We start from the raw sequence: 24,540 nt of genomic DNA, 5'->3' as shown, positions 1-24,540 counted from the left end.
TGTGCAGTTTTTATATCCCATAGGTTTACTGGCGCTGGCAGGCTTAATTGTTCCGCTGATTATCCACCTGTGGAATATCAAGCAGGGAAAGACATTAAAAATCGGAAGCATTGCGCTTTTAGGAGAACGTTCAAGCGCGAGCTCGAGAAGCTTCAGGATCAACGATTGGTTATTACTCATTTTGCGGTGTTTACTTTTGATCATTATTGCCTTTATCCTCGCACAGCCAGTAATTAAAAAAACTTTACCAATAAAGAATGGTGGCTGGATTTTGGTTCAAAAATCTAATCTACTTCAGGTTTACAAAAATAACCGCAGAATGATCGATTCATTGATCAATCGGGGTTATGAACTTCATGAATTTAATACGGCATTTGCCACGCTAAATTTGAAGGATACAGCAGATACTCAGCATTCAACAGTTACTTCACTAAGTTATAGCCATTTGCTCAATCAGCTGAATGACGTTCTGCCGTCAGGCAGCCAGGTCTTGCTTTTTGCTGATCGCCGGCTTGCCAATCTTGAAAGGGGAATACCTCAAACTGATTACAACCTGAACTGGAAGACATTAAATGAAACAGATACGACAAGTAGCTGGATTGCCGACTATGCAGGAATAAAATATGAAGCGACATCAAATCCTTCAAATACAACTTACACCCGGGTAAAAAACAATGACGCCAGTGCTATAAAAATTGCAATTTATGAACCCCCAGGCAACAACGACAGCAAATACCTGATTGCTGCACTCCGTGCCATTTCAGGCTTCAGTAACCGCCGGCTGGAAATAAATCCCGAAAGTAAAGCCGACATTGGCTTCTGGCTTTCTGACGAAACTGTTTCTCGTGATTTCAAATCTTCAATAGAAAATAACGGCACACTATTCCAATATGAAAAAGGAAGGGTAATTCCGGAGGCCTCTTTCCTCCGCATCGAGGGAGAAAGTATTTCCTCAACAAAACGAATCCAATCACCAGAAACGCCTGATAAAATCTGGGTTGATGGGTTCGGCAATACCATTTTGGGTCATGAGCAATTAAGTAACCTGAATATCTATCATTTCTTTAGCCGTTTTAATCCACAATGGAACCAACTGGTATGGAATGGGGTATTTGTAAAAGCTTTAATGCCTGTTGTGATTCAGGATCCAGACCAGGAAGGTTTTGGTTTTAAGCATAATGCTGCAGACCAGCGCCAATTGGCCGATGAACAACAAACAGTAGTTAAACGTGATGCCGCTTCCGGCACTGTACAAAAAACTACAAATGCACCAGTCAACCATATTTACTGGGTGCTGGCTTTACTGCTCTTTACCATTGAGCGGATTTTATCTTTCAGAAAAAAAACCATTGCTTATGTCAAAAACTGAGGGACAAATCTGGATACATCGCTTAAGGAAAAAGTGGATAACACTTTATCTGCTTCGCTTACTAGCGGTTAGCCTGGCAATGGCATTGGTAATTTCTGCATTTCTTGTGCATGTACTTCATTTAGCTGCCTGGTACTTTGTAATTGTACTGGCTATAATTCTGATCATTTTATTGGTTGCTAAGCCTATCTGGAAAAGCTCAGATCGCGATTTTTCCAGATTCATCAATCATCAATATCCTGAACTCGAGGAAAGTGCCGATTTGCTGCTTCAACATCCGGAAGGATTATCCATGCTGCAACAATTACAGCTGGCAAAAATCGAAAAAGTAATCCATACCATAAATCCCGAAAAAGAGCCGCTAAGAAAATTATATATAGGCTTAGCAATTCTATTGGCTGGTTTGCTGATGAGTTTCGGGATCACAAAAATTCCCCAGATTCACAAAGCACATCAGACGGCCTCCGCCAATCAAAACCCGGTACCGATAATCAAGGAAAAAGTCCCCGCAGAAGTTTCTGCATTTGACGTTACCATCATACCCCCTGCCTACACCGGTAAACCTGAACGTAAACAAAAGCAATTTACCATCAAGGCAGAAACAGGTGCCCGAATAATCTGGCAATTCGAAACAAACATCAGTCTGAAAACACTGAGGATTATTTTCAATGATAAGGAGACAATTGTTTTGAAACCGCAAAACCGCGAAGCTACAAAGTGGACTTTTGCAAAGACAATTGAGAAATCAGGTTTCTATCAACTGGAGATAGATGGCAGAAGGTCAGATTTATACCAAATGGAAGTCATACCCGATTTACCGGTAAACATTAAGATCATACAACCAAAGCAGCGTACAACAATCGATATCGGTCAACCGCAAAAGTTTAATCTAAAACTAAACCTGAGTGATGACTATGGAATCAATGATGCTTTTATTTCAGCAACTATGGCCAGTGGTAAAGGCGAAGGTGTAAGCTTTACCGAAAAAAAGTTAAGCTTCAACACCAGTTTCAATAACCAGAAGCACATCGCTCTAGGCAAGGAAATCGATTTAAAAAGCTTAGGTATGAAACCTGGCGATGAACTTTATTTTTTCATCAAGGCAATAGACAACCATGGTCAATCCAGTCGTTCAGACGTTTATTTCGTTTCAATTGTAGATACAACCGAGCTCATGAGCATGGCTGGTATGACGAACGGCGTTAACCTGGTTCCGGAATATTTTAGAAGTGAACGGCAGATTATTATTGATACAGAAAAGTTGTTAAAAGAACAGTCTGGTTTATCTGCAGAGGCTTTCAAAACCCGGAGTAACGAGCTGGGGATCGACCAGAAACTACTAAGGCTTCGCTATGGTCAGTTTTTGGGCGAAGAAAATGAGACTGAAATTGGCGGCGACCACGACGATCACGATGAACATGCGGAGCATGCAGCGGAGCCTGAAAAATTTGGAGATGTTACCGCCATAATGGATAAGTACGCCCATAAACATGATATTGCTGAAGATGCTACGTTTTTTGAACCGGAAATGAAAGCACAGTTAAAAGCCGTTTTAACGGAAATGTGGAATGCAGAACTGCGTTTGAGAACTTATAAACCACAAGAAGCCTTGCCTTATGAATATAAGGCACTAAGATTATTAAAAGACCTTCAGCAAAAATCAAGGGCTTACGTGGCAAAAACAACAGTCAAAACCGCATCACTAAAACCCGAAAAACGATTAAGTGGTGAACTGGATAAGATTATGCAGCCTGTTCAAAAAATGTCGGCCGAACGGAAGGAACAGCGAATGGTACAGTTAAAAGCTTCGCTGGCCCTTTTGGAAAGTAGAAAGTCAGGAAAGAAATTTACTGAAGGTGATCGTTTTTTATTGAGCGACACTGAAAAGTATATGATTGGTGCCGCAGCCGACAACCCAACAACCTATTTAAATGCTTTGACCAGTTTGAGACGATTGTCAGGCAATACCCGCTTACAGGTTTCAGATATCGACATCGCCCAGAAAGCGATACAAAAAATGATTAAAGGTGAAACGGCCAGTCCACAAATACAAAGTGCCCTTCCCGCTTCGGCCCTGTATCAAAACTATTTCAATAACTTAAACAAAGCAGGCAGATAGGCATGGAATTCAAATATATCGCTATCATTTTAAGCTTCATTCTGCTTTCCTTTTTGTTATACAAGGAGATTTCCAGAGCAGATAAGATAAGGTTAATCTGGCGGCTTATTGCCTCCATGATGGCAGTAACTTGTTTTGCCCTTTTGATTGTTCCGGTGAAGTATCGCATCCCATCCAGCCAAAACATAAATGAAATTACCTTACTTACAAAAGGAACAAACCCTGATTCTGTTACAAAAATAAGCGGCACGAAATATTCCCTGGCCTTTACAATAAAGGGGGTTAAAACAAATCTGATTCAGGATCTACCCTATTTCCTGGCCACTCATCCGGCTATTAATAAACTTAATATTTATGGTTACGGTTTATCAGATCAAGACTTGAAAGGTTTAGCAGGTTACGGGATAAATTTCCATCCGGCTGCAAAACCAGGCGGCATCATTTCAGCTGACTGGCAAGGAAGAATCAAATCCACCGAACAACTCCAGGTTCAGGGAGTTTATCAGAATAGCAGTAGCGAAAGTGTAAAGCTTTTGCTTAAAGGTCTGGGAAATTCAATTGATTCTGTTTCAGTTGCACCAAATTCAAGCAAACCTTTTTCATTCAAAACCCAACCAAAGCAAATTGGAAAGGCAGTTTATGAGTTGATTAGTTTGCAGAACAATGATACCCTGGCTAAAGAGCCCCTACCCTTTATTGTGACTGAACAAGGCAAAATGAAAGTTTTGATATTATCTTCCTATCCTGATTTTGAATATAAATTTTTGAAAAAATGGCTGTTCGATAACCAGTATCCGCTGGTTTTCCGGACCAGGATCAGCAAAGATAAATACAGCTCAGATTTCCTGAATACAGATAGTTTAAACGTCGACCGGATCACGGCCTCTTCCCTAAAAAAATTCGATGTTTTAATCATAGATGAGGGTGAACTTGCAGCAATTGCACCGGACGAAAGAACAGCCATAAACGATGGCGTTAAAGGTGGATTGGGTTTGTTCATCAGAATTTCCGATCTAAAGCCTGCCTCTGCGTTTAGCTCCAGATTTGGCAGGTTTGAATTGCCTCCTTCGAAAGATAAACAGTTGAGTCTATCGTTAAAGGACGAAGATTACAAATTTGGCAAGCTTCCACTGGAACAGACTTTATTTTTAAAGACGACTGTGAATGATAAGCCTATGGTTATTGATGGAAGCGGCAAAACTTTAGTGAGCAGTACCCTTCAGGGATCAGGAAAAATACTCATCACTTCAATCACCTCAACGTTCAACTGGATTCTATCCGGTAGAATAACAGATTACACTCGGTACTGGTCTGCAGTTTTATCAGCGGCAGCAAGAAAGAAACATGAAGCTCAATCTGTTCAAATACTCCCGCAGTTTCCATCAATTTACGGGAAAACAGAATTTATTGTCGATTTAGCTGAATCGGGTAAAGCGCCACAAATAAAAGTTAATGGTGTAAAGCTTGCACCCGGGCAAAATATTGAGCTTCCGTTTGAGTGGCAGGCGTCCTTTTGGCCAGAAACCTCTGGCTGGAAGGCATTATCTGTCAACCAATCAACTCAAACTTTCTTTATTTATAAAAATACAGACTGGCTGGCTTTAAAAAATCAACAAACTATCATTTCAACCTCACAGCTTTCAAACAAAGCAAACCATCACACTACAAAAACCTCGCTAACGAATAACTTTTCAGAAAAAGAGGTTTCAATATGGTGGTTTTTATCAGGATTTATACTTGCTTCTGCCTTTTTATGGTACGAATCGAGAATCCTTTCAGCCTAACTGCAGTTTGAAACTAAAATGTTATAAATATATTGGCTATCTAAGCACATTAATGGCTATCTTGAGATCGTAAATCACCTAAACCGAACCAATTGAAAAGAAAAGATTTCCTCTATTTATCAGGAATGGGTTTTGGGGCGCTTATGCTTCCCGACTTATCCGCCTTCGGAACGCCCATAGATCCTTTACAGGCACTTGAGGGTGTTGATGTTAAGATCAAGAAAGAACTGGCCGATGTAGCGCTCAACGCTGCGAAATCAAAAGGTGCATCGTATGCCGACATACGCATTGGCCGTTACCTCAACCAGTTTGTCGCCACCCGCGAAAAGCGTGTGCAGGGTGTAGCCAATACCGAATCTTATGGTGTGGGCATACGCGTTTTGGCCAATGGATGCTGGGGTTTTGCCGCAACAAATAATGTAAGCAAAGATGCAGTTGCCAAATGTGCTGAACAAGCGGTTGCAGTGGCAAAGGCAAATGCAAAGATCCAGGGTGAGCCTGTACAACTGGCACCTCAAAAAGGTTACGGCGAGGTGAGCTGGAAAACACCTATCGAAATCAACGCCTTTGAAGTACCTGTAAAGGAAAAGGTAGATTTGCTTTTAAACGTGAACGATGTTGCCATGCAAAACGGAGCGAACTTCGTCAACTCGGTAATTTTTGCCGTGAATGAGCAAAAATATTTTGCCTCAACAGATGGGTCTTATATTGATCAGGATGTACACAGGATTTATCCGAATTTTAATGTCACCAGAATAGACCGGGCTTCGGGACAGTTTAAAACCCGCAACTCCTTAAGTTCGCCCATGGGTAAAGGTTATGAGTATATGCACGCCCGTCCGGAGGATAAAGTAAGTGGTATTGTAACCCGCTACAAAGGCCGTTATGATATGCTTGAAGATGTGAAAGAGGCCGCGCGTGTAGCATCAGAAAAAATTAAGGCAAAATCGGTAGAACCGGGTAAATATGATCTCGTGTTGGATCCATCTCACCTTTGGTTAACCATTCACGAGTCTGTTGGTCACCCAACTGAATTAGACCGCGTGTTGGGTTATGAAGCAAACTATGCCGGTACCAGTTTCCTTACTTTGGATAAATGGGAATCAAAGAAATTTAAATTTGGCAGTGATAAAGTCAATATTGTAGCCGATAAAACCCAGGTGGGCTCATTAGGCGCAGTAGGCTATGATGATGAAGGCGTAAAATGCAAGAAATGGGATTTAATCAAAGATGGTGTATTGGTCAATTACCAGGCCATTCGCGATCAGGCACACATCATTGGTTTAAATGAATCACAGGGATGCTGCTATTCTCAGGGCTGGGACGATGTTCAGTTCCAGCGTATGGCCAATGTTTCCTTACAGCCGGGTAAAGAAAAGCTTAGCGTTGATGATATGATTAAAAATGTTGAAAAAGGCATTTACATTATCGGCGATGGCAGTTTTTCCATCGACCAGCAACGCTATAATTTCCAGTTTGGAGGGCAGATTTTCTATGAAATCAGGGAAGGAAAAATCGTAGGTATGTTAAACGATGTTTCGTATCAGGCAAACACGCAGGAATTCTGGAATTCGTGCAATGCGGTTTGCGATGAAAGTGACTATCGTTTAGGTGGATCATTCAACGATGGAAAAGGTCAGCCTTCGCAAAGCAGTGCCGTTTCACACGGAAGTTCAACTGCAAGATTCAATGGAGTTAATGTTATTAATACAGCAAGAAAGATATAATTATGGCTATACTAAGTAAAGAAGAAGCCCAGGCGATATTAAAAAAGGTAGTTGGCTTTTCAAAAGCCGATTTCTGCGAAGTAAGTTTAAGAGGTTCGGATGGCGGAAACATTCGTTATGCCCGTAATGCCGTTTCAACCGCAGGACAAATCAGTACCATGAGTTTGGGCGTAAGTTCAACGTATGGAAAGAAAACAGGTTCGGCAACGATCAATGAGTTTGATGATGCTTCACTTGAAAAAGTGGTGCGCAGAGCGGAAGAGCTGGCGATGCTGGCTCCTGAGAACCCTGAGTTTATGCCACTATTAGGGCCAGCCACCTTTGATGAATCTAAAACATTTAATGCGAATACTGCGGCAATGACACCAGATACCCGCGCGGAAATGGTAGGAAAAAGTTTAAGTGTATCCAAAGCAGCAGGATTAGATGCTGCCGGCTTTCTGGAAAACTCTACCAGTTTTAATGCAATCATGAACTCAAAAGGTTTATTTGCATACAATAAAGGCACAAATGTTTCTTTCTCTGTTACGGTTAGAAATAAGCAGGGAACGGGATCAGGATATGTAGAGCAGGATTTTAACGACCTGTCCAAAATGGATACCCTGGCACTGAGTAAAATTGCAGCAGGCAAAGCCAATGGTTCTGCAGGAGCAAAAGCCATTGAACCAGGAAAATATACTGTCATTTTAGAGCCGCTTGCGGCCAGCGATATGTTAGGCAACATGTTTAGGGGTTTCGATGCCCGTAGTGCTGATGAAGGCAGAAGTTTCATGAGTAAAAATGGTGGCGGTACGCGTTTAGGCGAACAGCTTTTTTCTGAAAATGTAAACATCTACTCTGATCCCCTCAACGCCGAAGTGCCCTCTTCCACCTGGAGTGGCGATGGATTACCTTTAAAAAGAACACAATGGGTAGATAAAGGTGTGGTTAAAAACCTTTCTTATTCCCGTTACTGGGCCGCACAGAAAAATGTTCAGCCAGTACCGTTCAGCAGAAGCATTGTAATGGAAGGCGGAACACAATCGCTGGAAGATTTGATTAAAAGTACAGAAAAAGGTATTCTCGTTACGCGTTTCTGGTATATCCGCTCTGTTGATCCTCAAACGTTACTACTGACTGGCTTAACGCGTGATGGTACTTTCTATATCGAAAATGGTGAGATTAAGTTCCCGATTAAAAACTTCAGATTTAACGAGAGTCCGGTGATTATGTTAAACAATGTTGAAGCACTAGGTAAACCTGTGAGAACCGGAAGTGGGTTGATCCCACCAATGAAAATCAGAGATTTCACCTTTACTTCGCTGTCTGACGCGATTTAATTAATTGAATCATTATCGAGAGGCGAAGCAGTGAAGCAATCTAAACTCAAGGTTTGGATTGCTCGTTTTTACCATACAATTTAAAAACCGAAAATTGAGAAGAAGAGATTTTTTATACATGACCGGCGTGGGCCTGGGCACCTCTATGCTGCCCAATTTACCCGCATTTGGCAAAATAATTTCTGTAGAAGAATCATTAACACCTGTTGATGTTGCCCTCAAAAAGAAAATGGCTGATGTTGCCTTGAATGCTGCAAAAAGCAAAGGAGCAACCTATGCAGATGTTCGGATTGGACGGTACTTGAATCAGGTGGTAGCCACAAGAGAAAACAGGGTAGAAAATATTTCCAATGCTGAATCTTATGGTTTGGGGGTACGGGTAATTGCCAACGGAAGTTGGGGGTTTGCGGCAACAAACAATCTCGATAACGATAGCATTGCCAAAGCGGCAGCGGCGGCGGTTGCTATCGCGAAAGGCAATTCCAAACTCATGGAGGAGCCTGTTCAACTTGCCCCGCAAAAAGGGTTCGGTGAGGTGAGCTGGAAAACGCCATTAGAGGTGAATGCCTTCGAGGTTCCAATAAAAGAAAAGGTCGACCTGCTACTGAAAGTGAACAATGAGGCCATGAAAGGCGGTGCTAAATACATCAATTCAAATCTATTCATGGTCAATGAGCAAAAGTATTTTGCCTCAACAGACGGGTCTTACATTGATCAGGATATTCATAGAATCTGGCCTACTTTTACCCTCACAAAAACGGACTCAGCCAGCGGCAAATTTGAAACCAGAAGTGCATTAAGTGCTCCAATGGGAATGGGATTTGAGTACTTAAATCCTAAAGACACAGAGAAAATTAAAGGCGGACCGGTAACCCTGTATAAAAAGCGTTATGATATCCTCGAAGATGTTCGCGAAGCAGCTGTTCACGTCGATGAAAAGCTAAAAGCTAAACCCGTTGCTCCGGGAAAATACGATTTGGTTTTAGACCCTTCTCACCTTTTTCTAACCATACACGAATCTGTCGGTCACCCGACAGAATTAGACCGTGTTTTAGGCTACGAAGCAAACTATGCCGGGACAAGTTTCCTGACCCTGGATAAATGGGAATCGAAAAAATTCAATTTTGGCAGCAAAGAAGTTAACATCCTGGCGGATAAAATGGAACCAGGATCCTTAGGTGCTGTGGGTTATGACGATGAAGGGGTTAAATGTGGCAACTGGGATATCATTAAGGACGGTATTTTGGTTAACTATCAAACCATACGCGATCAGGCGCATATCCTCGGACTGAAAGCATCCCAGGGTTGTTGTTATGCCGATAGCTGGGACAGCATCCAGTTTCAAAGAATGCCTAATGTTTCTCTAGCGCCTGGAAACGCACCACTAAGTGCCGCCGATATGGTTAAAAATGTGGAGAAAGGCATCTATATGTTTGGCCGAAATTCTTACTCTATCGATCAGCAGCGCTACAATTTTCAGTTCAGCGCCCAACTGGCTTACGAGATAAAGGAAGGTAAAATTGTGGGGATGTTCAAAGACGCCGCTTATCAGGCAAATACGCAGGAGTTCTGGAACTCATGTGTACAGCGCTGCGATCAGAATGACTACCGTTTAGGCGGAACATTCTCTGATGGAAAAGGGCAACCCGGTCAGGTAAGTGCCGTATCGCACGGAAGTGCCACCACGCGATTTAACGGCGTAAACGTAATTAATACAGGAAGGAAGTTAGGCTAACTTCCTGTTACTTATTCTACTCCCCGGGCATTTGTCGGTATCATGTAGAGCGACTTAGACGCGGTAATAAACAGAATGTTCCTGTTTTTACCTCCAAAGCATATATTCCCACACCAGTTCTCCGGCACATCTATATGCCCTATCTTTTCACCTGTTGATTTATAGATATCTACCCCTTTTCCTGTAATGTAAACATTACCATTACTATCCAATGTCATTCCATCCGAGCCCTGCTTAAAAAGAAGCAGGCGGTTACTTAAGGATCCATCCTTGTTGATATCATATCTGTACGTCACATCAGCCACCCTGTCGGCCACATAAAGGTATTTTCCATCAGGTGTACCCACAATACCATTTGGCCTGGTTAAGCCCTCGGCAACTACATATGCGGTTTTCTTTCCTTTCGGAATATAATAGACTTTTTCCCCGTTAAGTTCAGACTTTTGCCTGGTCCAGTAATCGCGTTGATAATAGGGATCAGTAAAGTAAATTCCGCCCTTTCCATCAAGCCAGATATCATTGGGTCCGTTTACTTTTTTACCTTCAAAATCGGAGAACAAAACGGTTACTTTCTTATCCTTGCCGATAGACCATATCTCATTATTTTCATCCGCACAAACGATCAGATTGCCTTTTTTATCGAAGTACGTACCATTTGCCCTACCCGATTTGTCCATATATAAACTGAGCTGGCCTTGTGTATCGTATTTCCAGATTTTATCATTAGGCTGATCGGTAAACAACACATTACCTTGCTTGTCAACAGAAGCTCCTTCTGTAAATTTAAACTGCGAAGAAATGAGCTTAAGACTATCCTGAACAAAAACCGGAGCTGTAGACTGACTGATAGCAACTGAAGAAAATGAGATAAAGAATGAAAGGAGAAAATATTTTTTCATAGTAGATGTTTTAACTTACACGCTTACCCTTAAGTAACATATCGAGTGCATGATCCAGTGTTCCGGCCTTTTGCACCTCACCTTCGTTTACAAAGTAAATCTCGTCGGCATTTTCAATGGTATTTAAGCGGTGGGCAATAATCACCAGGGTGGTTTCCTTTGAAAGTTTATTCAGGATATCGCCCAGCAACTTCTCGGTAATGGTATCGATATTCGCGGTTGCCTCATCCAGAATCAGTAATTCAGGACTTCTAAGCACAGCCCGCATAAAAGCGATCAGCTGTTTCTGTCCCAAACTGATGCCATCCGATCCGGAAACGATATTAGTGTTTAATCCTTCATCGAAAATTGCCAGAAGCGCACCTAAACTGGCATCCTGAATAATCTTTTCCAGCTCAACGTCACTTACATCTTTATACTGGCTGTTACCATGGAGAATATTTTCTTTAACCGTTCCGGTAAACAGAAAGGGCTCCTGTAAAATAAAACCAATTTTCTGTGTCCGTGCTTCGGCACTGAATGTCCTGATGTCTTTCCCATTTAAAAGTACGGTACCCTTCGTTGCATCATATAAACGGGCAATTAAAGATGCTGTAGTTGTTTTACCCCCTCCTGTTGGCCCGATAAGTGCATAGGTTTTCCCTTTGTCAAACCTGAGGTTAACGTGATGCAATATCTCTTTTGAATCATCATAAGAAAAATGAACATCCTTAAATTCCAGCAACGCATCCGAACCAACCTGTGGCATTTCATCGATCTGCTTCAAATTCGTCTCCAGTAATAGAATTTGTGAAATCCTGTCCCAGCCCGCCATAGCTACCTGAAAACTGGTCCACAGAGCGGCAAGCTGACGCAATGGGTTATAAAAATTGGTACAATAAGAAATGTAACTCACCAGCAACCCTATAGAAAAATGGCCATGGGCGATGAGGTAAATCCCAAACAAGAGCACGATCAATTGTGCTGCACTTGATAGGAGTCCATATACGGGAACAAAAATATTATTGGCCAAACCAGCACCTATAGCAGTTTTATAATTCTCCTGATTGGCTTCATCGAAACGTTTCCGGAAATAGTCGCGTCGGTTGAAGGCGATAATCACTTTAAAATTATTCAGGCTCTCCTGAATTTCAGCACTTAAACCACCTACACTTTTCAGGTTTTTTGCATTTTTCTTTTTAACCCAGGGTGATAAGGCAACTGTAAACACAATGATTAGTGCTGCAGGCGAAAGTGCTGCTACACCAAGTTCGGTATTAATGGACAATAGAAAAATCCCCGCCCCAAGCATCGTTACAATACTGCCAATAAACTGCATTAACGATTGAGAAAAAAACTGGTTAAGCTTATCCGTATCATTATTAACCCTCGAAATTAAGTCGCCAGCCTTATTCTGGTTAAAAAAGGAAACCGGTAGTTTCTGTAGTTTATTGAAAATTGCATTGCGTAAAGTGTACAGCATCCGCTGCCCTATTCCACCCATGAGTTTGGTTTGTATATAGCCTGTAACCATGGCACACAAATAAATCACCAGCAGGATTCCGCCAAATACAAGCACGCCATGGAACTGTTTAGTACGTATATAGGTATCTATGGTATGACCAACCAACAGTGGACCTACCAAAAGCAAGCTTGAGTTTGCGAGAATAAAAACCAGCGCCAGCCAAAGCTTTTTGCGCTCAGCCTCAATCAGCTTCAGCAATCTTTTTAGCGCCTGATAAGTAGATTGCTTGTTTTGCCCGGGATTAAGCTGATTAAGATTGTAGTTCATAATTGCTGGTACTCTGTTGTGAATTGTAAATCTGGACGTATTCCGGACTGCTTTTAAGCAACTGCTGATGGGTTCCTAAAGCAATGACCTCACCCTGCATCAGCAGGATTACATTTTCGTAATGTTCAACTGAAGCTATTTTTTGAGTTACCGATAACAAGGTAAGATCAGGATAATTCTTCTGGATATTTTCCAGGATTCGTTTTTCCGTATTGGTATCAACGCGGGCAGTAAAATCGTCCAGTATTAAGATTTTAGGATTGATGGCTAAAGCTCTTGCCAGCATAATCCGTTGCTTCTGCCCCCCTGAAAGACTGTTTCCTCTTTCAGAAATAATGGTACTCAATTTCCCGGGCAAAGCATCGACAAAGTCTTTCAGTTCTGCAGTTTGAATGGCTTTCGCTAACGATTCATCTGTTACCGTATCACTAAAAGCAATATTTTCCCGGATACTCATATTAAATATAATGCTGTCCTGAAAAACAAATCCAACCTGCTTATGGAACTTTTCCTGATTGTACATATTAATTTCTTTCCCATCAAAAAGTATAACACCTGAGTCAGGACTTGTTAAGCCTGTAAGGATGTAAAGCAGTTGTGTTTTCCCTGCAGCCGTGGGGCCGATGATTGCAGTTCTTGAGCCACTCTTGGCACTTAAAGATATATTCTTGAGTATTGGTTTTTGTCCAAGAGATAAAGAAACATCTTCAATATTGATTTCACCCGTCAATTCATTAGTTAACATTCCCGGGTGTGCTACCGGTGGGGCATTTAACACCCCTTCAATTCTCTGGTAAGATGCGGTTGCCTGCGCAATAACATTGCTCATAAAACCAATCACCAGAATTGGGAAAATAATCAGCGACAGGTAACTGTTAAAGGCTGCAAACTCTCCCAGGGTCATCTTATCGGTAATTACGAAATGGCCGCCGAGCACCAGGATGGTTAAGCCTGATAAGTTAGCTACAAATACAATGATTGGAATCAAACTGGCAAACAGACGAAGAATAGAAAGCCCCAGATCACGGGCTTTCCCATTGGCATCGAGAAACTTGTTGTATTCCAGTTGTTGTGAATTAATTACCCGGATTAAAGCCGATCCAAGGATACTCTCGCTGATTACTTTGTTTAACCAATCAATTACCTCCCTGCTTTTAATAAACAATACCCTAACCTTTTTCAAAACATAGTAAAATGCTCCACCAATAACCGGCACTATAGCAATCACACACAAGGCCAGTTTCCAGTTTGTCATAAGCAATAATATACTGGCGCCAACAATCAGGAAAAGGGACGATGCCAGAGAAACAATAGCCTGCGATACAAACATTTTAATTGAATCGGCATCTGACGTGAGATTGGTCAGTAGCTTTGCCGGATTCGCTTTAGTAATATAGGCATGGCTTTGTTTTGAAATCTGATCGGATAGTTTGCTACGCAGATCTTTTGCTACTTTCTCCGAAGCGTAGGTTTGAACGATGCTTTGCAGATAGGTAAAAATGAAAACCAGCACTATGGCCGCAACAAACTGGTAAAGGATTTCATCTACATTGAAGGTTTTGTTTGTATAGGAGTCAATTCCACGGGCAATAATTTTAGGAAGTAATAAATTGATACCGTTGCTTAACAGGGCAAATAAAATCAATAGAAAAATTAAGCCTTTATACGCTGCAAGCAAACTAAAAACACCGGGTTTCTTAGCTTCTTTGGGTTTTGCCATGTTGTAGAATATACTTTGTAAAAATCAAATTTAACCCATTTATCTGAATAGTTTGTGGTTTAGTTTATTTTATAAAAATGCTATTCCAGCTAAACATTGCTAACTTTGCATTAAAACCATTGAAGAAAATGGTTAACCCATAATATGATAGAAATAGGAAAATACAATGAATTAAGAGTTTTAAGTAAAACTGAGGCTGGTTTAAATTTAACAGATGGTGATAAACTGGTCATCTTACCTTACCAGTACGTACCCGCCGGACTGGAAATAGGCGACAATGTCAGCGTTTTCGTTTACATCCAGAAAGATGGCCGTTTAACCGGCACTACTCAGAAAGCTTATGCTGAAGTGGGCGATTTTGCTTTTTTAAAAGTAGTTTCTGATGGTGAGGATGGTGTCTTTATGGATCTGGGGATTGATAAAGATGTTTACGTACCGAGCAGAGAACAGAAAAGGCCGATGCAAAAAGGCTATAAATATGTTGTTTATGTATACCTGGATGAAAATAACGACCGCTTACTCGCATCCTCGAAACTATATGATTTTGTTGAAGAAGAAGACTTCGATTTTGAAGAAGGTGATGAGGTGAGTTTATTAATTACGGAAGAAACAGACTTAGGTTTCAATGCCATCATCAACAATACCTATATCGGATTGGTTTACCATAACGAAGTTTTTGACAATATTCAAATCGGTGAACAACGTAAAGGATGGATCAAAAAGATCCGTGTAGAGGGCAAAATAGATTTGACCTTGCAGCCAAGCGGCTACGGACATATCCTTGATTCTAAAGAAATGATTTTGGCTGCCCTCAAGAAAAGCGGAGGTGTTATTGAACTGGGAGATAAAAGTACACCCGAAGAAATTTACCACCGTTTCCAGATCAGTAAAAGTGCTTTTAAGAAAACCATTGGTTCACTTTATAAAGAGCGACTGATCATGTTGTCTGATGACTCTATCAGGTTAATCACAGATGAGGAAGCAGATTAGTTTAAAGTAGCGTTAACCGGGTTGATTAGCAAATACCGAGACCGGATGACGTAGAGTATATTATAAAGTATCAAGTATCAGGCAACAAATACATTGCATATCGCTTACTTGATACTTTATACTCAGTACCTGATTTTAGGAAATAGTAATAAAGTGATATAAAAATACCACTTCTCCGGTAAAAGCAGGTTTCTTCTGACCCTCTATTTCCATTTCGATACCCATATGTACCTTGGTTACACCACGTAAGTTCACGATTGAAGCAAGCTTCGCTTTTAACCTGATTTTACTGTTTACCAGAACGGGCTGTGCAAATCTTAAGTTTTCGATACCATAATTGATTTCCATTTTAAGGTTTTGAATATCAACAATTTCTTTCCATAAATAAGGAATTAAAGAAAGGGTAAGGTAACCGTGTGCGATTGTTCCACCAAAAGGTCCTTCATTTTTGGCTTTTTCCTCGTCACAATGAATCCATTGATGATCTAAAGTGGCATCTGCAAATTTATTGATCTGCTCCTGGCTTATGGTATGCCATGAAGAGATTCCGAGCTCCTTGCCCAGGTGTTGTTCAAATTCTGCGTGCGATGTAATGATTTGCATTGTGGTTATATTTTATCACCTGCACATGATGCATGGTGGTTTGAAAATTATTTGTTACTAATTGAAGGTTTTTTAGGTTAGATTCCGGTCCCTGAACCATACCTCATCCGGCACTGCCGAAAAGCTATCCATTTTGTTGATTAACTCAACAGCATCTTCTTCATTAAATACGAGGTCGCGGTTAGCCGGTTTTAGAAATTTACTTTGGACCATCATTTCCATCTGCGCAAATAAAGGATCGTAAAAACCATTTACATTTAAAACACCAATGGGCTTATTATGTAGTCCGAGCTGCAACCACGTTAACACTTCAAAAAACTCTTCTAATGTCCCGAACCCACCTGGCAAAATCACAAATCCATCGCTCAAATCGGCCATTTTTTGCTTTCGCTGATGCATATTTTCAGTTACGATCATTTCCGTAACACCTTTATGTCCAACTTCCTTATCCATTAAAAACTGAGGAATCACCCCCGTTACGGTACCCCCGGATGCTAACACGTCGTTAGCCAAAATCCCCATTACTCCAACACTCCCACCGCCGTAAACCAAACTGATGTCTTGTTTCACAAGTGTCTCTGCAAGTTGCTTAATGGCTGAACGCAATTGCTCGTCACCATTAAAATTAGAACCACAGTAAACACAAACTGCTTTAAGCTTATTCATTCAATAAAAATTTACCGAAGTTAATACTTTATCGCATTACTATAAATTTTAATTCTGAACAATACACCGCAAAAATTAACACGGTGTAAATGTCCTGTCAACAAAAAAGCGCCGGATAAACCGACGCCTTTAAACCAAATATAAGAGAAAAAAGATCCCGGCCTTTATTAGAAATTGTATCGGAAAGTAGCGCCATAAGTTCTTGGATCGCCAAGAACGCCTGCGTATAAGCCTGAGTTACCTGCAGCTGCCTGTAACTGCTCATAGTAGGTTCTGTTGCCAATGTTCCGGCTCCAGACAAATACAGAGAATTTATCAGATTTGAACCCCAACCTGCTGTTAAATAAAGCGTAACCCTGAACATTTAAAACACTTGATGGCGTTGGGTTCGAAGAGTATTCTGAACGGTAACTGAAATCACCGGCAATAAAATAACGACCTGGTTTAGTTGCCAGGTTTCCTGGAGTACTTAACTCTGTTCCTCCTGAAATATTCCATTTCGAAATCCCTGGCAAACGGCCGCCTGAAGCATCTTTAAATGCCACCTGTGTAGCCACGCCATTCACAGTTTCGGTGTGCCCGGTTTCTTCCAGCGGAAGTGGTGCATTGGTAAACTTTACATATTTACCGTCAAGATAAGCAACAGCTGCATTTAATGTTAAAAATCTTTCCAGCTGATAAGTTCCGTCAATCTCCAAACCTTTAACATTTACTTTTTCTGCATTAGCCAGATAACCTCTGTTTACGCCTAACTGTGGCGATTGTACGTTGGTTTGATAGTCTTTAATATCGGTATTAAATGCGGTGATATTTAATATAGCACCTTTAAACGGTTTGGTTTTAGCTCCCAGTTCATAATGTTCCACATACTCTGGTTTCACTACTGCCACTGATAAATCTGCCTGGCCGTTTGAAGTAGTTGGTAAACCACCAACGTTTACACCAACCGGTTTGTATGCTGTAGAAAATGTTCCGAAAACATTTAAACTGTGTGTCGGACGATAGGATACGGTAAAGTTTCCTGAAAGATTTTTATTGTCGGTACTGGTTACAAATTGCTGGTTGCTATATACTGCTGCTTTTAGAGCCAGTAATGCGGCATCAGTTGTTTGCAAACCGCCATAAGTTACACGATTGTAGTCAACATCTTTTTTATCATAGGTAAACCTCAATCCGGGAAGCACGTGTAAGTGCTCCAGTACTTCCCAATCAACCTGACCAAAAATAGCCGTACTTAAAGATTTAATCACTGAATTGGTTTTTATGCCAAATCCGTCTAACAATCCTGGAGTAGAGTAAAGTGCTTGCGAACCGGTATTACTGGTTTGGACAAATCTCCACTGGTCTTTACCTACCTCTTCAGTTTGGTCCAAACCTTTCAGGTTCTGGCTGAGGGCATATACTCCGATTACTCCGCTTAGCTTTTCAGTAATGTTACCGGCATACCTGATTTCCTGTGAATATTGGTCGTGGCGGGAGTTACCTTGCGATTTGGTCAATGCTGCCAATTCAGAAAAGTCACGGTCATTTGTCGGATCCCAGTTCCAGAATCTCCACGCTGTTGTTGAGGTTAATGTTCCGTTACCAATTTTATAATCTACGTTCAATGAAATTCCCCCAATGGACTGGTTATGCCTCCATGCAGTGTTAGTATTAATTTCCCTCGCCGCAGGATCTACTTTTGGCTGCTGATATCCAAGATCAGAAACTATTCTTGCATACTGACGGTAAGCACTTCTCTCTGTTGTAGTCACCCCGGCAATTACAAGTGGATAACCTGCAGGATGCTGAACACTTACATCACCGCTTAATAAAATTTTAAGCTTATCTGATGGGGTGTAGTACAGCTGACCTTTAAAGCCCAGGTTGTTCTGACCGCTGTATAGTCTTTCTTCCCTCGTGTTCCAGATCGTACCATCACGTTGGGTTCCTGAAATGGAAATTTTCGCTGCAAGATTTTTTGCAACACCACCTGATACCGAGGTTTTGGCCTGAATAAAATTGTAATTACCTACACTTACCTCAACTTTTGCAGTAGGTGTTTGCGTAGGCTTCGTTGTAGTGATATTAAATGCACCAGCTGTTGTATTTTTTCCAAACAGCGTACCCTGAGGGCCACGCAGTACTTCAATTTGCTCAATATCAAGAAAATCGGTTGAAGTTGCTGCCGGACGGGCATGGTATACACCATCTACATAAAATCCAACTCCCGGATCAATACCATCATTGGTTAATCCAAAGGTAGAACCAAGGCCCCTGATGTTCAGGGTAGTGTTTCTGGCATTGGAAGCATATAGTTGTACCGATGGAACCAGCTCCTTCAAACGGTTAACGTTAAAGGCTCCTGAATTCTCAGCAGCCTGCCCCCCTATTACCGTAATGGGGATAGGCACATCCTGCAACACCTCCGAACGTCTGCGGGAGGTTACCACAATTTCATCGAGTTGCGTATCTTCCAGAAGAACCAGTTCAATTGGTGTTTCCTGAAACTTCAAAACCTGAAAATCCTGAGCTTTATAACCAACAGAGCTAATCTGGATATAAAATGGTGGCTGCTGTTTTGCATCAATGGTAAAAGCACCATTAGCATCTGCACTTGTAGTAATATTTGTACCCCTGATTTTCACTGTTGCATTCGGGATGGTAATGCCATTGGCAGCTTTAATGATTCCCTTAATGGGCGTTTGTGCCGCAGCAATCCCTGCCGACAGTAAAAAGATTAGAAGCGTTAGTATGTTTTTATTCATGATTGTTAAAATATGTTCGGTTTAGATATTTAATTATTGGCCCGTTCGTAAACGGATGTTAAGCACGCCTGAGCAGCAACAACAACGATTTGCGGGAAAGTAAATGTATTGGTTCATATTGGTTTAGATAAACTCTATGGATTTAGTCGACAAATATATTAAAAAAACACAATTGCCAAATTTTATTTTGCAAATATTTAATCAACAGGCATGGTAAGATGCTAATGGAAGCCAGGGATAGCGGACACTGGCGGGTAAATGGTGATCAAAAAAAACGGAGACATCATCATGATGCTCCGTTCTTTATAACTATGATTATCCCGTTAAAGGACGATAAAACACTTTTTATGCTTTAAACTACCTCGTATAGTTTGGAGCCTCTTTAGTGATGGTAATATCGTGTGGATGACTTTCACGCATCCCTGCAGCCGTAATCTGAACAAACTGAGCTTCTTGTAAAGCGTCGATACTTGCAGCACCACAGTAGCCCATACTGGCACGTAAACCACCGATATATTGATACATTACTTCTGCCAGCGTTCCTTTGAAAGGCACGCGTCCAACAATTCCTTCCGGTACCAATTTTTTAATATCGTCTTCCACATCCTGGAAATACCGGTCTTTAGAACCTTGCTCCATGGCTTCGATTGATCCCATTCCGCGATACGACTTAAATTTACGTCCCTCGTAGATGATCGTTTCACCTGGTGATTCCTCAACCCCTGCGAATAACGAGCCGGCCATAACCGTACTTGCTCCGGAGGCAATAGCCTTTGCAATATCACCCGTATGCTTGATACCACCATCGGCAATAACCGGAACACCAGTACCTTTTAATGCTTTAGCACATTCGTAAACAGCATACAATTGTGGAACCCCAACACCTGCAATAATTCTGGTGGTACAAATTGAACCCGGTCCGATACCTACCTTAACGGCATCAGCACCCGCTTCTGCTAAAAATCTGGCAGCAGCGCCGGTTGCAATGTTTCCAACAATAACCTGCAGGTCTGGATATTTTGCTTTAACTTCTTTTAATTTATCTACTACCCCTTTCGAATGACCGTGAGCGGTATCGATCGTAATGACATCTACACCTGCAGCTACCAGAGCGTCTACACGCTGTAAGGTATCAGCAGTTACACCAACCGCAGCGCCTACACGAAGGCGGCCACGTTCATCTTTGCAGGCAACGGGGTAATTTTTAACTTTTGAAATATCTTTGAAGGTAATTAAGCCGCTTAAATAGCCATCTTTACTCACTACCGGAAGTTTCTCGATTTTGTAATTCTGAAGAATCTCCTCAGCCTGCACAAGATTCGTTCCTTCTGGGGCAGTGATCAGGTTCTCTTTTGTCATTACCTCTGCAATTGGTCTCGACATATTTTTTTGAAAACGTAAATCACGGTTGGTAATAATCCCCACCAGCTTATTGTCGCTGCTTACCACCGGAATACCACCAATTTTATGTTCTTTCATAATTTTGAAAGCATCGGCAACTACGGCAGATTCAAGTAAAGTAACCGGATCCTGAATCATTCCACTTTCTGAGCGTTTTACTTTTCTAACTTCATCCGCCTGTCTGTCAATCGTCATGTTTTTGTGTAACATACCAATTCCGCCATTTTGTGCAATAGCGATAGCCAGTTCAGCTTCAGTTACCGTATCCATAGCTGCAGAAATCAATGGAACATTTAACTTGATTTTTTTTGTTAAAAAAGTGGATGTATTTACGTCGCGGGGCAGAATTTCAGAATATGCCGGTACCAGAAGTACGTCGTCATATGTTAAACCTGTAGCAATAAATTTTGTGGAGTCGAGTTGCATAGCAAATAAATTACGATTTATTATTTGCCAGGCAAAGATACGAAAAAACCAGGAAAATCAAAGTGTGGCAGTAAATATGGATAAATATTAGCGTCGGCTGACAATTCTGAATTATTCCTTATGGATTTACTACGAAACCGGAATCTAACTGAATAAAATGTTAAAACGCTATAAATCCTTAATTATGTTTTTTATAATTGTACTAACCATTCAAACTAATTAAAATGCAGAAAACCGCTCTCAAAGTTCTGATTCTACTGCTATGCGCCGGAATCAGTTACAGTAGCTTTGCGCAAACCGCAGCAACGATAAACAAAAAGCAGTATTAGCTAAAGCACTATAAAGAATATGAGCAATATTAAAGAAAATCAATATTTCGAGGGTAACGTGAAATCATTGGGATATGAATCTGCGGAAGGCAGATCTACAGTAGGCGTAATTAACCCGGGCGAATATGAATTTGGAACTGCACAAAAGAAAATGATGCACGTCATTGAAGGTGAGTTGACAGCACTTCTTCCGGAAAGCAACGATTGGAAAACTTTCAATGCAGGAACTCGTTTCGAAGTTCCTGCAAATTCATCCTTCAAAGTAAAAGCAACTACGCCAACGGCATATTTATGCCAATATAGATAACTACTGTTTTTCAGCTAGTTTGCCTGATATACCGGCAAACTAGCTGATAAGCAAATCTATTTTTTTCCGGTTACAACTTCGACAAAATCTTCGGTTGTAAGGTATTTATTGGCCAGTGCTTTGATTTCTTCGGCAGTAATGTTTTTTACAATTTGAATGTACCTGTTGTAGTAGTCGTAATTCAAGCCTGCGAAATAGATATTTTTAAACTTATCCGCATGTGAAAATACATTTTCCAGGCTGCCCAGCATGGAGCCAAGCATGTAGTTTTTCACCAGATTAAGCTCTTCCGCTCCCACCGGCTCGTTTTTCAATAAATCTACTTCTTTGTAAATCTCTTTCAGCGCATCTGCACAAACATCTGCCCCTACTTCAGTAGCAATAAAAAGGTATCCTGCATCGCTCAAAGATGAAATTCCAGAGCCAATGCCATAAGTGTAGCCCTTATCTTCACGAATGTTATTCATAAGCCTCGATCCGAAATACCCGCCGAGAACGGTATTGACAATTTGCAAACCCGGAAAATCTTCATGCTTCCGGTTTATCGCGATTTTCCCCATCCTGATTGCCGATTGTAAAGCTTCCGGACGTTCTCTGTAAACAAACTGCTTTTCAGAACTGGTAAAACTAAAACTGTTTTTTACCGCAGTGCTCGGTGCCCAGTTACTTCCAAACGCTGCATTTAACAGTTCAAAACTTTCAGGCTCAAACTTTCCTGATACAATAATCGTACAATTGTTCGGTGCGTAAGCCGCTTTAAAATATTCAACCAGATCATCGCGCTGAAGTGCATCATAATGCCTGGCCTGAATATCAACACCATAAGCCGTATCGCCAAATAAAGCATGGGCAAACTCCTTACGCGATAAAACATCATTCTTTTTCAGGTTTACCTGAAGCTTTTGCTTCTGGTTCTGAATGTAAATATCCAGCTCATGCTGAGGAAATTCGCTTTCAGAAATCACCTCCTTCACAATCGGCAGGACCGATGCCAGATGCTTGTTCAGGGTATATAACGTTACGCTCGATTGATCCTGAACATATTCCGTCTGGAAAAAGGCACCGTAGAAGTCAATCTTTTCAGCTATTTCTTTGGAACTTAACTTCTTGGTACCGTTATTAAGCATGGCACTAACCGCGATGGCCTGCAGTGGCTTATCAATACTCCAGTTTACATTGTTAAAAATGAATTCAATCCTGACTAAATCCTGCTCTCCGGAATATACTGTGAAAACAGGGACGCCATTATCCAGCTGTTGTTTCTCCGGATGAATGAAATTTATAGTTGAAACCTGTTTAAAGTCAGGCGCTTGTTGTCGGTTAAGCATGCTCTTCTGTTAAATAGTACAAGGTTGATGATGAATTTTGATCAAAAGTATCCTTAGAAATTCTTTTGATGTCTTCTGCGGTAACTTGCAGAAAAGCCTCTGTTTCCTGGTTTAACAAGCTGGCATCACCAAGCAGTTCGTAATAAGCAAGGTTCATAGCTTTATCAAGCAAACCCATTTCAGAAAACACCAGAACTGATTCTACCTTATTTTTAACTTTAGTAAGTTCATTATCCGATACCAATTCTGATTTTAGTTTATCAAGTTCGGCCCAGATTGCCTTTTCTGCCGCCTCAACAGCTACACCTTCTACCAGTTTGCCTTCCACAATAAACAGTCCGGCATCCAGGCTACTCGAAATATACGCATTGATATCACTGAACAGTTGTTGCTCTTTTAATAAACTCGTGTACAAACGTGACGATTGTCCGCGTGATAAAATATCCGACAGGAGGTCGAAAGCGTAGTAATCCTTGCTCAAACGCTCCGGCATTTTAAAAGCTATGTAAATGGCATTCAGCGGAACATTTGCCCTCACCGTTTCTGTTCTGGCTTCAGTCTGCACATCTTCCTGAATCAGGTTGCGCACATACTGGTTGCCTGCCGGGATAGGCTCGAACCATTTCTCAGCTAGCTTTTTAACATCTTCAGTTTTCACATTTCCCCCTACAACCAGAATCGCATTCTGTGGGGTGTAGTGCTTTTTAAAGAATGCTTTTACATCTTCCATTGTTGCATTTTCAATATGGGATAGCTCCTTCCCGATAGTAGCCCAGCGATAAGCATGTTTTTTATAGGCCAATGGTCTTAATTTCAACCAAACATCTCCATAAGGCTGGTTGAGGTAACGCTGTTTAAATTCTTCGGAAACTACATTCCGTTGCGTTTCTAAACTTTTCTCCGAGAAGGCCAGACTTAACATCCTGTCGCTCTCCAGCCAGAATGCCGTTTCGATGTTCTCCGCAGGAAGGGTGATGTAATAATTGGTGATATCATTGCTGGTAAAAGCATTGTTCTCACCACCTACTCTTTGCAAAGGTTCGTCGTAATTTGGAATGTTCACCGAACCACCAAACATCAGGTGCTCAAATAAATGTGCAAATCCGGTTTTTTCCGGATCCTCATCCCTCGCACCAACATCATATAAAATATTTAAAACTGCCATGGGCGTAGTGGCATCTTCATGCACTAAAACCTTTAATCCATTGGCGAGTGTAAAACGATTAAAATCTACCATATTATTTTTTAGAACCGTAAAGATATTATTTTAAGGCAAAACGAAACAGCTAAATGTGGCTAA

17 protein-coding genes are annotated in these 24,540 nt (G+C 41.2%); 8 read left to right on the top strand and 9 right to left on the bottom strand.

The genetic code is table 11. From position 1 onward, the window contains the following. Nucleotide 1 precedes the first annotated feature (1 nt). The 6 genes from AC570I_RS14695 (at nt 2) to AC570I_RS14670 (ending at nt 10,053) form a co-directional block, all read left to right on the top strand. Complete coding sequence (locus AC570I_RS14695; protein WP_497406025.1) at nt 2-1,369, top strand: BatA domain-containing protein; 1,368 nt, start codon at nt 2-4, stop codon at nt 1,367-1,369. Continuing rightward, the gene (locus AC570I_RS14690; RefSeq protein ID WP_497406024.1) at nt 1,356-3,488 is read left to right on the top strand and encodes a hypothetical protein; all 2,133 of its coding nucleotides are present in this window, start codon (nt 1,356-1,358) and stop codon (nt 3,486-3,488) included. Before AC570I_RS14695 ends, AC570I_RS14690 begins: the two co-directional genes overlap by 14 nt. Nucleotides 3,489-3,490: 2 nt before the next feature. Then, nucleotides 3,491-5,272: a hypothetical protein gene (locus AC570I_RS14685; protein WP_497406023.1), complete on the top strand. Its 1,782-nt coding sequence runs from the start codon at nt 3,491-3,493 to the stop codon at nt 5,270-5,272. Nucleotides 5,273-5,364: 92 nt separating this feature from the next. Then, nucleotides 5,365-6,999, top strand: a complete 1,635-nt coding sequence (locus tag AC570I_RS14680) for a TldD/PmbA family protein (RefSeq protein WP_497406022.1) — start codon at nt 5,365-5,367, stop codon at nt 6,997-6,999. 2 nt (nt 7,000-7,001) lie between these two features. Further along, on the top strand, nt 7,002-8,318 hold the full coding sequence (locus AC570I_RS14675; protein WP_497406021.1) for a TldD/PmbA family protein: 1,317 nt from the start codon (nt 7,002-7,004) through the stop codon (nt 8,316-8,318). A 94-nt stretch (nt 8,319-8,412) separates the two neighbouring features. Further along, nucleotides 8,413-10,053, top strand: coding sequence for a TldD/PmbA family protein (locus AC570I_RS14670; RefSeq protein ID WP_497406020.1), 1,641 nt, complete (start codon nt 8,413-8,415; stop codon nt 10,051-10,053). Between the two features lie 11 nt (nt 10,054-10,064). On the opposite strand, the gene AC570I_RS14665 is transcribed toward AC570I_RS14670, so the two are convergent. From AC570I_RS14665 to AC570I_RS14655, 3 genes are read right to left on the bottom strand one after another with little or no spacing between them, the layout of a single operon-like run. After that, nucleotides 10,065-10,952 (bottom strand): SMP-30/gluconolactonase/LRE family protein, encoded by an 888-nt coding sequence (locus AC570I_RS14665; RefSeq protein WP_497406019.1) that lies wholly within the window; start codon nt 10,950-10,952, stop codon nt 10,065-10,067. A gap of 10 nt (nt 10,953-10,962) precedes the next feature. Beyond that, nucleotides 10,963-12,723 carry an ABC transporter ATP-binding protein gene (locus AC570I_RS14660; protein ID WP_497406018.1) on the bottom strand — a complete coding sequence of 587 codons (1,761 nt, stop codon included), beginning with the start codon at nt 12,721-12,723 and terminating at the stop codon, nt 10,963-10,965. Next, nucleotides 12,707-14,443, bottom strand: a complete 1,737-nt coding sequence (locus tag AC570I_RS14655; RefSeq protein ID WP_497406017.1) for an ABC transporter ATP-binding protein — start codon at nt 14,441-14,443, stop codon at nt 12,707-12,709. The genes AC570I_RS14660 and AC570I_RS14655 overlap by 17 nt, the downstream gene beginning before the upstream one ends. A 144-nt stretch (nt 14,444-14,587) precedes the next feature. Between AC570I_RS14655 and AC570I_RS14650 the strand changes: the two genes are divergently transcribed. Next, nucleotides 14,588-15,433, top strand: coding sequence for a CvfB family protein (locus AC570I_RS14650; protein ID WP_497406016.1), 846 nt, complete (start codon nt 14,588-14,590; stop codon nt 15,431-15,433). A gap of 135 nt (nt 15,434-15,568) precedes the next feature. Here AC570I_RS14650 and AC570I_RS14645 read toward each other — a convergent pair whose 3' ends face one another. The 4 genes from AC570I_RS14645 to guaB all read right to left on the bottom strand — a co-directional run bounded on the left by AC570I_RS14645 (nt 15,569) and on the right by guaB (nt 21,276). Beyond that, nucleotides 15,569-16,036, bottom strand: a complete 468-nt coding sequence (locus AC570I_RS14645) for a MaoC family dehydratase (RefSeq protein ID WP_047799181.1) — start codon at nt 16,034-16,036, stop codon at nt 15,569-15,571. A gap of 72 nt (nt 16,037-16,108) precedes the next feature. Beyond that, nucleotides 16,109-16,702, bottom strand: coding sequence for an LOG family protein (locus tag AC570I_RS14640; protein WP_497406015.1), 594 nt, complete (start codon nt 16,700-16,702; stop codon nt 16,109-16,111). Nucleotides 16,703-16,869: 167 nt separating this feature from the next. Continuing rightward, nucleotides 16,870-19,449 (bottom strand): TonB-dependent receptor, encoded by a 2,580-nt coding sequence (locus AC570I_RS14635; protein ID WP_047799183.1) that lies wholly within the window; start codon nt 19,447-19,449, stop codon nt 16,870-16,872. 357 nt (nt 19,450-19,806) lie between these two features. Next, nucleotides 19,807-21,276, bottom strand: a complete 1,470-nt coding sequence (gene guaB, locus AC570I_RS14630) for an IMP dehydrogenase (RefSeq protein WP_497406014.1) — start codon at nt 21,274-21,276, stop codon at nt 19,807-19,809. A 348-nt stretch (nt 21,277-21,624) separates the two neighbouring features. On the opposite strand from guaB, the gene ppnP reads away from it, so the two are divergent. Further along, nucleotides 21,625-21,912: a pyrimidine/purine nucleoside phosphorylase gene (ppnP, locus tag AC570I_RS14625; protein ID WP_497406013.1), complete on the top strand. Its 288-nt coding sequence runs from the start codon at nt 21,625-21,627 to the stop codon at nt 21,910-21,912. A gap of 56 nt (nt 21,913-21,968) precedes the next feature. On the opposite strand, the gene AC570I_RS14620 is transcribed toward ppnP, so the two are convergent. Both AC570I_RS14620 and AC570I_RS14615 read right to left on the bottom strand, forming a co-directional pair. After that, on the bottom strand, nt 21,969-23,240 hold the full coding sequence (locus AC570I_RS14620) for a M16 family metallopeptidase (protein ID WP_497406012.1): 1,272 nt from the start codon (nt 23,238-23,240) through the stop codon (nt 21,969-21,971). Continuing rightward, complete coding sequence (locus AC570I_RS14615; protein ID WP_497406011.1) at nt 23,233-24,477, bottom strand: M16 family metallopeptidase; 1,245 nt, start codon at nt 24,475-24,477, stop codon at nt 23,233-23,235. The genes AC570I_RS14620 and AC570I_RS14615 overlap by 8 nt, the downstream gene beginning before the upstream one ends. Nucleotides 24,478-24,540 lie beyond the last annotated feature (63 nt).

The sequence above is a fragment of the Pedobacter sp. A2324 genome, assembly GCF_059693705.1.
Note: the sequence above shows the minus strand (reverse complement) of the source record. Positions and strands in the feature narration are given on the sequence as shown.